This is a genomic window from Streptomyces sp. adm13(2018), assembly GCF_008042145.1.
Lineage (GTDB): Bacteria > Actinomycetota > Actinomycetes > Streptomycetales > Streptomycetaceae > Streptomyces.
The window spans coordinates 5,694-17,551 of sequence record NZ_RDBH01000137.1; the positions used below are offsets into that span (position 1 = coordinate 5,694).

The following is an 11,858-nucleotide window of genomic DNA, read 5'->3' on the forward strand; positions in this document are numbered from 1 at the left end:
GGGTGAGGGGGGCGGGTGCGGCGGTGGCCGTCCCCGGCGTGCCCGGCGTGCTCGCCGCCCCCTCCGTGCCCGCCGGGGCGGAAGCGGTGCCGGGGAAGACGACGGCGCCGCCCGACCGAAGGTGGTCGAAGAAGGCGTCGWGCGCTTCGTCGGCGCCGACCGAGTACGCGGCGGAGTAGGAGTCGTCGGCCTTCATCCCGATGCCCGTCCAGTTCGGCCAGGCGTGCGCGGTGACGGCGGTGACCTCGTCGTCCTCCCTTTCGGCCAGGGCCAGTTGGAAGGCGTTGGCGAGGCTGTAGTCGACCAGGCCGCGCCCGGCCAGGGCCTGGGCGCCGGCGACGGAGGAGACGAGGACGGCGAAGTCCGCTCGCTGTTCCCTGGCCAGGCGGACGACGTTCAGCGAGCCGGCCACCTTGGGCGCGAGCACCTTCTCGGCGTCGGCCCAGGGACGGCGGTGCATCGCGCCGAAGGAGTTGACGGTTCCGGAGGCGTGCACGACGCCGACCAGCCTGCCCCAGCTCCGGCCGAGCCGGTCCGCGACGGCGGCGAGGGCCGTCGGGTCGGAGACGTCGCAGGGCACGTACTCGACCTCGGCACCGCCCGCCAGCTCCCGCAGCGCCTGGGCGCGGGTGGCGTCGAGGGGCGACCGGCCGACGACGGCGACGCGCTGGGCGCCGCGCGCGACGAGGCGTTCGGTCAGTCGCAGTCCGACGGCTCCGAGCCCTCCGGTGACCAGGCAGTAGCCCTCGGCCGGGAGGAAGTACGGAGGTCCGGGCCTGGCGGGCACGTTCTCCGGCACGTACCGGGTGCCCTGGCGGTAGGCGGCGACGGTGGTGCCCGCGTCGGCGGCGGTGGCCTCCGGCGTTCCGGACACCAGTGCGGTGAGCTCGGCGGCCAGGTGGGCGGCCTGGTCGGTGGCCGGATCGGCGGGGTCCAGGTGGACGACGGCGGTGGGCCGGCGCCCTTCGGCACCCGCGGCGCGGACGGCCATGGCGGTCGCGGCGCGGACCGGGTCCGGACCGGCGTCGCCGTTCTTCGCCCCGTGCCCGGTCTCTGCGGCGGAGGCGAGGTCCGCCCCGCCGAACGAGGCCCAGAGGACAGCGGCCCGCTGCGGCAGCGTCCGCATCAGATCACCCAACCCGGTCCAGACCGCTCCGAGTTCGGACGGGTCGGTGTGCCGGTCGCCCCGGGTTCCGACCGCGACGGCGGCGTCGGCCGGCGCGCCGGGCGCGACGACGGTCACGCCGCGGTCCCGCAGGAGCCCGGTCAGCGCCTGCCCGAGGGCGGGGTCGGCGGCGGCCACGCTGACCGTCGCCGGTCCGGCCGGTCGCGCCGGGGCGGCCTGCGGCAGGGCGCGGGCGCGCCACTCGACGCGTACGGCCGGTGTGCCCGTGCGTCCGTCCCGCGCCGGTGTCCCGACGTGGTCGATGGGCTCGGCGTGCCCGGCGTTGTCGGCGTACCCGGCGCGGTCGGTCTCCTCGGGTCCGCGCCAGAACGGGGAACCCGCGAACGGGTAGGTGGGCAGGTCCGTGACGCGGGCCCCCACGGGGGAGAGCCCGGACCAGTCGATGTGCGCGTACCCGGCGGTGGCCAGCTCCGCCGCGCGGGCCGGGTGGCCGGGGGCGGTAGTCGTCCCGTGCGGGGCGGCCGCCGCGTCGGCGGTGAGGTCGATGTCGACGCGGGCGACCGGGTGCGTCCCGTCGGCGACCGAGCGGAGCGCCGCCGCGAGGTCCGCCGCCGAGCGTCCGTGCACGGCGGTCTGGTACTCCAGCGGGGATCGGCCGGTGTTGGCGGTGTGGCACAGGTCGGCCGTCTCGGCGGGGTCGCGGACCGTGTCGAAGCGGGCGGCGTAGGCCGCGGCCAGCTTCCGTACGGCCGTGTCGTCGGCGCCGGTGACGCGGACCACGTACGCCTCCGGGGCGGGTACGTCCCGGGCCGGAACGGCAGGTGCCTCTTCCAGGATGACGTGGGCGTTCACCCCGCCCATCCCGAACGCGCTCACCGCACCCCGACGCGGACCGTCCACCGGACGCGGCCACTCCGACACCCGATCCGCCAGGAAGAACGGAGTCCCCTCGAACCGGATGTGATCATTCGGCCGCACCACATGCAACGACGGAGGAACCACACCCCGCTCCATCGAAAGAAGCACCTTCACCAACCCCGCAAGACCCGCAGCCGGCTCCAGATGCCCCACGTTCCCCTTCAACGAACCCAACGCACAGAACTGCGAACGACCCGTCAAACCCCGCCACGCACGCGTCAGACCCTCCACCTCGATCGGATCACCCAGACTCGTCCCCGTCCCATGCGCCTCCACCAGACCGATCGACTCCACCGACACACCCGCATCCACCAACGCAGCAGAGATCACCGACTCCTGCGCAGCACTGCTCGGCACCGTCAAACCACTCGTACGACCCCCGTGATTCACCGCCGAACCCTTCACCACACCCCGCACCCGATCACCATCACGCACAGCAGCACGCAACGGCTTCAACACCACCGTCACCACCCCCTCCCCCGGCACGAACCCATCCGCACCCGCATCGAACGGCCGCGAGTGGCCGGAGGGGGACAGGGCGCGCAGGTTCCGCATGGCGACGTAGTGCAGGGGTGACATGGCGACGCGGACACCGGCGACGAGGGCCTGCTCGCACTCCCCCGAGCGGATGCTCCGCACCGCGGTGTGCAGCGCCACCAGCGACGACGAGCACAGCGTGTCGATCGTCATGCTCGGCCCGTGCAGATCCAGGAAGAAACTCACCCGGTTCGCCAGGAAGGCGTTGTGGTTGCCCAGGCCGGCGGGGGCGTCCAGCTCCGGGGAGAGGTTGTAGTCCTTGTAGTGCTGGTAGCTGGCGCCGACGAACACGCCCGTGGCGGGCGACAGTCCGCGCGGCGGCAGGCCGGCCGACTCCAGTGCCTCCCAGGTGCTGCGGAGCAGCCAGCGGGCCTGCGGGTCGAGCGCCTCCGCCTGCTTGGGGAAGAAGTCGAAGAACCGGGCGTCGAAGTCCTCGACGCCGTCGAGGAATCCGCCCACGTCGGGCTCCCGCCCGTCGGCGTACCGGCCCCAGCGGCGTGCGGGTGCGGGGCCGACCTGGTCGCCGGACCCGGCCAGCAGGTCCCACAGTCCCTCCGGGTCCGTCGCGCCGGGCAGGGAGACGGCCAGGCCGATGACGGCCACGTCGTCGGCGGAGACCGCCTCGCCGGGGTCCGCGCCGTAGAGCGCGGCCGGGTCGGCGGGCCGGTCAGCGACCCGGTCGGTGGCCGGAACGGTGGCCCGCGGCTCCGCTTCCACCGTCGGTGCCGCCTCGGCCTCGGGCCGTACGAAGGCGTCCTCCGGCGCCAGTTCGGCGACGTGGGCGGCCAGAGTGCGGCAGTCGGCGGCGTCGAGGACGTCCGTCGGGCTGAGCGGTACGCCGTACTTCTCGTCCAGGTCGGCGGCGACGGCCGTCGCGAGCATGGAGTCGATGCCGACGGCGGACAGGGACGTGGTCGCAGTGATCCGGGGGTCGTGCAGGGCCGCCCGCACCACCTCGACGACGGCTGCCTCGACCGCGGCCAGCCGTGCCGAGCGGGGCGCGGGCGTGGACGCTTCCACGGCACCGGTCGCGCCGGCGGTACCAGTGCTCTCGGCAGACCTGGCCGTACCACCCGTATCGGCGGTCTCAGGGGCAGCGCCGCCGGTGGTCGTACCCACGCCGTTCCCGGTCACCGTCCGGTACTCGATGCCTTCGAGGCGGACCAGGACCCGGCCGTCGGCCGCCAGCAGGTCGACGTCGCCGCGCCGTACGCCGTCGGATTCGGCCTCGGCCCCGTTCAGCAGTACGAACACCGTGTGCGCGGGGTCGCCCCAGCGCGCGGCGCCGTCGACGGCGACGGGCAGGAAGGTGCCGGTCGGCGCCTCGGGGTCGGCGAGGGTGAGGACGGCCATCGTCTGGAGGGCGGCGTCGAGCGCCGCGACCTCGGCCTCCAGCGGGCTGCCGGCCGTGATGGCGACCCGGGCCAGGACCTGTCGGGGTCCGTAGTGGACCTCGGTGATCGACCGCAGGGGCGCGGTGAGTTCCATGCCCTTGGCGGCGAACCAGGCGTAGAGGCCCGCGGGCTCCAAGCCGCGCTCCAGTCCCGCGCGCAGGGTGTCCAGGTCCCGCGCGGCGGGGGCGGGCCCGGCGTGAGCCGCGCCGGTGGTCAGTCGGGCGATGGTACGGCCGGCGTGCCGGAAGGCGGCCGGACCGGTGCGGCCCGGCTCGTCCAGGTCGGTGGTCAGCTCGTGCGGGCCGCTCCCCCGACCCGTGAAGGCGACGGCACGCAGTTCACCGGCCGCCCGCAGACCGAGCGCGAGGGGCACGGCGCCGGGCACGGTCTCCTCGCCGAGCACGCGGTGCGCGTGCGAGAGCCGGCGGACGGCCTCGGCCACGTCCTCACCCCGGGCGGCTGACGGGTATCCGCCCGACGCGTCCGTGGGAGCGGTGGCGCCGGTGGCGTCGGGTGTCGCGGACGCCGCGGGTTCCGCGCCGAACGGGTACGGCGGCAGCGGTCGGCGGCGTACCCCCGGCCCCGGGTACACGGACGCCCAGTCGACCGCCGCGCCCTCGACGTGGCGGAGGGCGTGGACGCCGAGACCGGTCGAGGCGCTCTCCACCACGGCCGAGCCGCGGACGACGGAGCCGGACGCCCAGTCGGCGAGCCGCAGGGCGTGGTCCAGTCCGGCGCCGATCTCCCAGGCGGTGGCGCCGAGCACGGCGATCCGGTGGGACCGGTGGTCACGTCCGACGGCGCTGGCACGGCACACTTCGCGCAAGCCGGACGCCGTCTCCCCGCGTAGCGCCGCCCGCGTGTCCGCGATGCGCCGCAGCAGGGCCTCCGGGGTGTGGCCGGAGAGGAGCAGAAGGTGCTCGTCGGCGGCGCCGTCCGGGTGGGCGGTCTCGGCGGCCGGTCCGTCGCCGGTCTCCTCGGCGCGTGCGGCTCCGACGTACTCCTCGACGACGACGTGGGCGTTGGTGCCGCCCATGCCGAAGGAGCTGACGCCGAAGCGCCTCGGTCCGGTGGAGGTCCACGCCCGGGGCTCGGTCGGGATCTCGAACGGTCCGGAGGACAGGTCGAGGTGGCTACTGGGCTTCTCGTACCCGGCGACCGGCGGAATCTCCCCGTGCCGCAGGCACAGCAGGGCCTTGACGAGCCCGGCGAGCCCGGCCGCGGGCTCCAGGTGCCCGATGTTGCCCTTGACGGCGCCGAGGTGGACGGGGCCCTCGCGGTCGGGATCGCCGCCGAACACCTCGGTGAGCGCGGCGAGTTCGATGGGGTCGCCGAGCCGGGTCGCGGTGCCGTGGGTCTCGATGAGCGAGATGTCGGCCGGGGCGAGCCCGGCGTCGTCCAGGGCCGCGCGGACCACGGCGGCCTGGGCCCCGCTGCGGGGCACGGGCAGGGCGCTGCCGCGCCCGCCGTGGTTGACGGCCGTACCCCGGACGACGCCCCAGATGTGGTCGCCGTCGCGCTCCGCGTCCGCGAGCGGCTTCAGCAGGACCGCGAGGGCTCCCTCGCCGGGGAGGAACCCGTCGGCGTGCTCGTCGAAGGGCTTCGGCAGGCCCTCCGACAGGGCGCCGAGCTGGCTGAGGCTGCGGTAGTACCAGGGCGTCAGGCCGACCTGGCAGGCCGCGACGATCGCGGCGCCGCAGTGGCCGGAGCGGAGCGCGGTGACGGCCTGCTGGAGTGCGACGAGCGAGGACGAGCAGAGGGTGTCGACGGTCTGCGAGGGCCCGGTGAGGTCGAGGGCGTACGAGATCCGGTTGGCGAGCACCGCGTTCATGGAGCCGAGCGCGGTGTGCGGGCCCACGGTGTCCAGACCCTGCGTGTCGCGGTGGTGGGTGTAGGTGGCGGCCACGAAGACGCCGATGTCACGGCGTCCGACGAGGCCGGCGTCGTCCCGGACCGTCCAGGCGTGCTCCAGGAGCAGTTTCTGCTGGACGTCCATCTCCTCGGCCTCGCGGACCGAGATGCCGAAGAAGGTCGGGTCGAACCGGTCGGCGTCGGCGAGGAACGCGCCCTTGCGGCAGTACGTGCCCGTCATACGGGGACCGCGCTGCTCGAAGTGGGCGTCGACGTCCCAGCGTTCGGCGGGTACGTCGGTGAAGGCGTGGCCGCCTTCGCGCAGCAGCGGCCAGAGGTCCGCGATGTTGCCGGGCGCGCCGGGGAGGTCGCCGGACACGGCGACGACGGCGACGTCCAGATCGCGCCCGCCCGGCGCCGAGCGCCGGGGGCGACGAGTCGGAGCGGTTGCGGGGGCCGTGCCTGCGTCGGCTGTGGTAGCCCTTGCCGTTGCGGAGACAGCGGGCTGAGCCGGCCGGCTGGTCTCGGCGGCGACGGTCCCGGTGTCGGTCACGTCCTCGGCCGCCCCGGCGGCCTCGCCCCCGGTCGGCTCCGGCAGCGCCGCCGCCGCGCCGTAGCGCTCGGTGAGTGCCTCCGCCAGCTCGTCGAAGGCCCCGTACTCCAGGAACAGCGTGGCGGGAAGGCTGACGCCCCACCGGCGGGACAGCTCCTCGGACAACTCGACGCTCATGATCGAGCTCATGCCGTAGTCCGCCAGGAGCGCCTCGCGGTCGAGGGAGGCGATGCCCAGCCGTTCCACGAGGTAGTCGGCCAGCGCGTCGGCGACCCGCTCCGCGGCGTTCCCCGCGGTCTCACCGGACCGGTCGTCGGAGGCGGCGGAGTCGGCCGCCGCGGTCGCGGCGGGAAGAGCGGGCACGGTGGGGGCGGTGGCGTCGGCGGTGACGGCCCGGGACTGCTGCTCCTCCGGCTCGACGATCTCGGTGCCCGCGTCCGGGTGGGCGATGACGAGCTGCCGGGCGGGCCGCTCCGTCGCCAGGACGGCGATGAGGGCATCGAGGCCTTCCGCGGTGGTCAGCGGCCGGACACCGCGCGCCCGGAGCTGGTCCGCGACGGCGGTGCCCATGCCGACCTCGCCCCACAGGCCCCAGTCGACGCTGAGCCACGGCGCGCCGTGCGCGTGGGCGTAGCCGTCGAGGTAGGCGTTGGCGGCGGCGTAGCCGCCCTGCCCGAGGTTGCCGAACGTGCCGGAGACGGAGGCGAACAGCACCGCGAAGTCGAGGTCGCTCCCGGTCACGGCGGCGGACAGCTCGCGGACGCCGTCGGCCTTGGGCCGCATCACGGCCGCGACGTCCTCGGCGGTGGCGCTGCGGATCAGCCCGTCCTTGAGGGTGCCCGCGGCGTGGATGACGCCGTGCACGTCGCCGTGCTCCCGCCGCATCCGCTCCACCAGGTCCGTCAGGGCGCCCGGTGCCGTGATGTCCGCGCTGTACGAGACGGCCAGGCAGCCGTGGGCGGCGATCGCGGCGGCCCGCTCGTCGGAGCCGGGGTTCCCGCCGGAGCGGGAGACGAGCGCGACGACGCCGGCGCCCTCGCGGGCGAACCGCTCGGCCACTTCGAGGCCCAGGCCGCCGTGGCCGCCGAGCACGAGGTAGCGTCCGCCGGGCCGGATCGGGCCCTGCCCGGCGGGGCGCGGCGGGGTGTACGCCGAGCGGTCGCGCACCCGGACGGGCACGTGCCTGACGTCGCCGCGGTAGCCGGTCTCGACGGGACCCCGGGCGACGCCCAGTTCAGCGACGAGGGCGGGGAGCAGCGCCCCGGGGTCGCCGCCGAGGTCGACGATCCGCGGGCGCATGCCCGGGTACTCGATGGCGGCGGTGCGCAGGAGGCCCCACAGGGCGGCACGGGCCGGCACCGGCCGGTCGTCGGCGGCGATGGGCTGGCCGTCGCGGGTCGCGACGAGGAAGCGGGACTTGCGCTGCCGCTCGCCCAGGGTACGGAGGGCGGCGAGGCAGGCGTACAGGCCGAGGCGCAGTTCGTCCTCCTCGCCCCGGCGGCCGTCGGTCGGGCCGTCGGCGTTCCACAGGTGGACCACGCCCGCGACGGGGTCGCCGATCTCCTCCCAGAGCCGCCGGAACCCTTCCTGGTCGGGCCGGTCCAGCGTCAGCCGGTCGGGGTCGGGAGCGTCGCTCGGGGGCGTGGCCGGGCCGGCGGTGACCTCCACGACGCGTGCGCCGTCGGCCCGCAGGGCTTCGGCGGCGCCCGTGCCGAGCCGGTCGGCCGGGCCGTGGTGGAGGACCACCCAGGTGCCGGTCGCCGGCTCCCGGCGGGCGGGGTCGCCCGCCTCGGGGTGCCAGTCGATGCGGGAGACGGGCAGCGGGTCCCGCCGTCCAGCGGCGCTGTCGGACGTCCGTGCCTCGGAAGAGGTCGCGGAGGAGGCAGCGCTGAGGGCCGCGGTGGAGGCCACGGAGTCCGTCGCGCCGTTCGCCGCCGCGGGCGTGCGCGTCACGGTGGTGGTGCGCCGCATCCGTACGCCCTGGAACTCGGCGAGGACGTCGCCGGAGGGGCCGAGGAGCAGTGCGTCGGCGGTGGCGTAGGCGCCGTCGTCACGGGTGCGGCGGACGTGGACGGTGACTCCGTCCGTCGCCGTCGACAGGTCGGTGAAGAGGCCGAGCCGCTCGACGCCGATCGGCAGCATGGGGTACGGGCCGTCCGCGCCCGTCAGGTCCTGGAGGGCGCAGCTGACGACCTGGAAGACGCCGTCCACCAGCAGCGGGTGCGCGTACCAGGGCATCGGCTCGGCGTCGGACCGCAGGGTGGCGCGGGCCGTTCCGGCGTCGGCGACGGAGAGCGCGCGGACGGTGCGGAAGTCGGGGCCGTACTGGAGGCCCTCGCGCTCCCATCCGGCGTAGAGCCGCTCCGGGGCGACGTCACGTGCGCCGGCGGGCTCGTGGTCAGCCGCGGTGCGGGCCGGCCGTGCCGCGTCCGCCGGGAGGAACCGTCCGGCGCCGGTGGACAGCTGCTTGCGGGTGCCGGCCACGAGGGTGGTCAGCTCGAAGCGGGTCCGGTCGGGGCCGGGGGTCACGTCGAGCCGGACCGGCGCGGTGCCCTGGTCGGCGATCGCGAGGGGGCGGAGGAACGAGACCCCGGTGAGTTCCAACGGGGCGAACGGTCGGCGGCGGGCGACGCCCACGAGCGCCATCTCCAACTGCACGGCTGCGGGGAGCAGTCCGGTCCCCGCGGCGCGGTGCTGGGCGATGAGGGGCTCCTGGCCCGTGAACGCCTTCTCGTACGTCTCTGGCGTGTGCGTCACTGTCCCTCGCTCCGGTGCTCGTAGTGACGGTCGAACAGCGGGTGTCCCACGGCGGGCGCGGCGGGCGCCGTGCGCGTGACACGTTCACCGCGGGCGGGGGGCGCCACCAGGTCCTGTCGGTTGAAGGGGTACGTGGGGAGGGTCATCGTGCGGTGGCCCTTGCCGGCATGCACACCCGCCCAGTCCACCGAACCCGACCCCGAACCGGCGTACGACGCGACAGCCGCYTACACCTCGGCCTGGTCCACCCGGTCACGSCGCAACGTCGACAACCACAACGGCTCATCCGCCGACCACGACGCGCGGGCAAGGGAGGTCAMCTGCGGCTGCGCACCGATCTCCCACACCACGCCCGCKCCCACACCCGACACCAGACCGACAGCCTCCGAGAACCTCACCGGCTCACGAATCCCCCGCGCCCACAGGCCCGCGTCCTTCACCGACTCCGGCGTGTGCCAGCCACCCGACACCGTCGACGCGAACGCCACCCGCGGAGCCGACCACTCAACCCCCGACACCACATCGGCGAACGGAGCCACCGCCCCCTCCATCAACGCCGAGTGGAACGCATGACTCACCACCAGCGGCTGCGACCGCAGACCCGACTCCGCACGGAACCGCGCCACCGCATCCACGGGACCCGAAACCGTCACCACACGAGGCGAGTTGAACGCAGCCACCTCAACCCCAGGAAACGCCTTCAGGGCTTCGACCACAGCAGCCGCATCACCATGCACCGCGGCCATCGCACCCGCACCCGGCTGCGACTCCATCAATGCACCACGCACCACCGCCAGACGCAGCAGGTCCTCCAGACCCACCACACCCGCGGCCCACCCGGCACTCAACTCACCCAGGCTGTGACCCACCACCGCATCCGGACGCACACCCAGCGACTCCAGCCACCGCACCAACGCCACCTGCACCGACACGATCCCCACCTGCGCACACCTCGTCGAGTCGAGGGCGCCGGAGGTGTCGGTGAACAGCAGGTCGAGCAGGGGGATGTCCAGGTGGCCGGCGAGCAGGTCGGCGCATTCGTCGAGTGCGGCGCGGAAGGCCGGTTCCGTGCGGTAGAGCCCTTGGCCCATGCTCGTGTACTGCGAGCCCTGGCCGGTGAACATGAACACCACCGGCGCCGACTTCCGACCGCTCCGGCGTGCCACCGGGGACGCGCCGGAGGCGATGTCCCGCAGTGCGACGGCGAGTTCACCCGCGTCGCCACCCGAGACGACCGTACCGAACCTGTTCTCCGCGCGTCCGGTGTTCGCCGTGAACGCGAAGTCGCCCACGAGGTTCTCGTCCGCGGCGGCCAGGGCGTCAGCGTACGAGCCGGCGAGTGCGCGGACGGACGTCTCGTCGGCCGCGTCCACACGCACCAGATACGACTCCTGCCCCACCACCTCACGCGCGGCAGCCGCAGGCGCCTCCTCCAGGATGACGTGGGCGTTCACCCCACCCATCCCGAACGCACTCACCGCACCCCGACGCGGACCGTCCACCGGACGCGGCCACTCCGCCACCCGATCCGCCAGGAAGAACGGAGTCCCCTCAAACCGAATGTGATCATTCGGCCGCACCACATGCAACGACGGAGGAACCACACCCCGCTCCATCGAAAGAAGCACCTTCACCAACCCCGCAAGACCCGCAGCCGGCTCCAGATGCCCCACGTTCCCCTTCAACGAACCCAACGCACAGAACTGCGAACGACCCGTCAAACCCCGCCACGCACGCGTCAGACCCTCCACCTCGATCGGATCACCCAGACTCGTCCCCGTCCCATGCGCCTCCACCAGACCGATCGACTCCACCGACACACCCGCATCCACCAACGCGGACGAGATGACCTCGGCCTGGGCACGCGGGCTCGGCGCCGAGTAACGGGTGGTCCGGCCGCCGTGGTTCACGGCCGCGCCCTTGACGACGCCCCGGATCCGGTCGCCGTCGCGGAGCGCGTCGTCGCAGCGCCGCAGCACCACGGCCACGGCGCCCTCACCGGGGACGAAGCCGTCGGCGGTGCTGTCGAAGGCACGGCTGCGGTGACGCGGGGAGAGGGCCATCATGTCGCCCATCGACCGGAAGTACTCCGGGCTGAGGCCGGCGTGCACGGCCCCGATGACCGCGGTGTCGATGTCGCCGGAGCGCAGGTGCTGGAGGGCGGAGTGCAGGGCGACCAGCGAGGAGGAGCAGAGGGTGTTGACGACCGTGCTGGGGCCGCGCCAGTCCATCAGGTAGGAGAGCCGGTTGGCGATCATCGCCTCCAGGCCCAGGCCCCGCCCCTCGGGCACGCCGTGCCGGAAGCGCTCCTCGTGGTAGTGGTCGTGGCTGTACGCGATCCACAGCCCGGTGCGGTCCGCCGCGGCGCGGGCGCCGCCGCGTCCGCCGTCCTCCAGTGCCTCCCAGATGGTCTCGTAGACGATCCGGGCCTGCGGGTCGATCAGCGGCGCCTCGCGGGCGGAGATCCGGAAGGGCGCCGGGTCGAACGCGTCCACCCGGTCCAGGAAGGAGGCGTGCGGGAGGGGCCCGGCGGCGTCACGGCGACGCGTCTCGGGCAGCGGGCCGACCGTGTCGCGGCCCTCGACGAGCAGCTCGGCGAAGTCCGCCAGCGTTCCGGCCGTGGGCAGCCTGACCGCGGCGCCCACGACCGCGATGTCGCGCGCCCGGGTCGCGTGACTGTCACCGGACGCCGCCTCGTCGGGGGTACGGGGCCGGGGGACGG

Annotated in this window: 2 protein-coding genes; both read right to left on the reverse strand. The window is 74.6% G+C overall.

What is annotated here, in order from left to right; all coding sequences use genetic code 11:
• On the reverse strand, window positions 1-9,136 hold a 9,136-nt coding region (locus EAO70_RS26950; RefSeq protein ID WP_148005530.1), incomplete at its 3' end, for an SDR family NAD(P)-dependent oxidoreductase.
• Window positions 9,137-9,363: 227 nt separating this feature from the next.
• A complete protein-coding gene (locus tag EAO70_RS26955; protein WP_261993078.1) occupies window positions 9,364-11,790 on the reverse strand; it encodes a type I polyketide synthase in 2,427 nt (808 codons plus the stop codon).
• Between the last annotated feature and the right edge of the window lie 68 nt (window positions 11,791-11,858).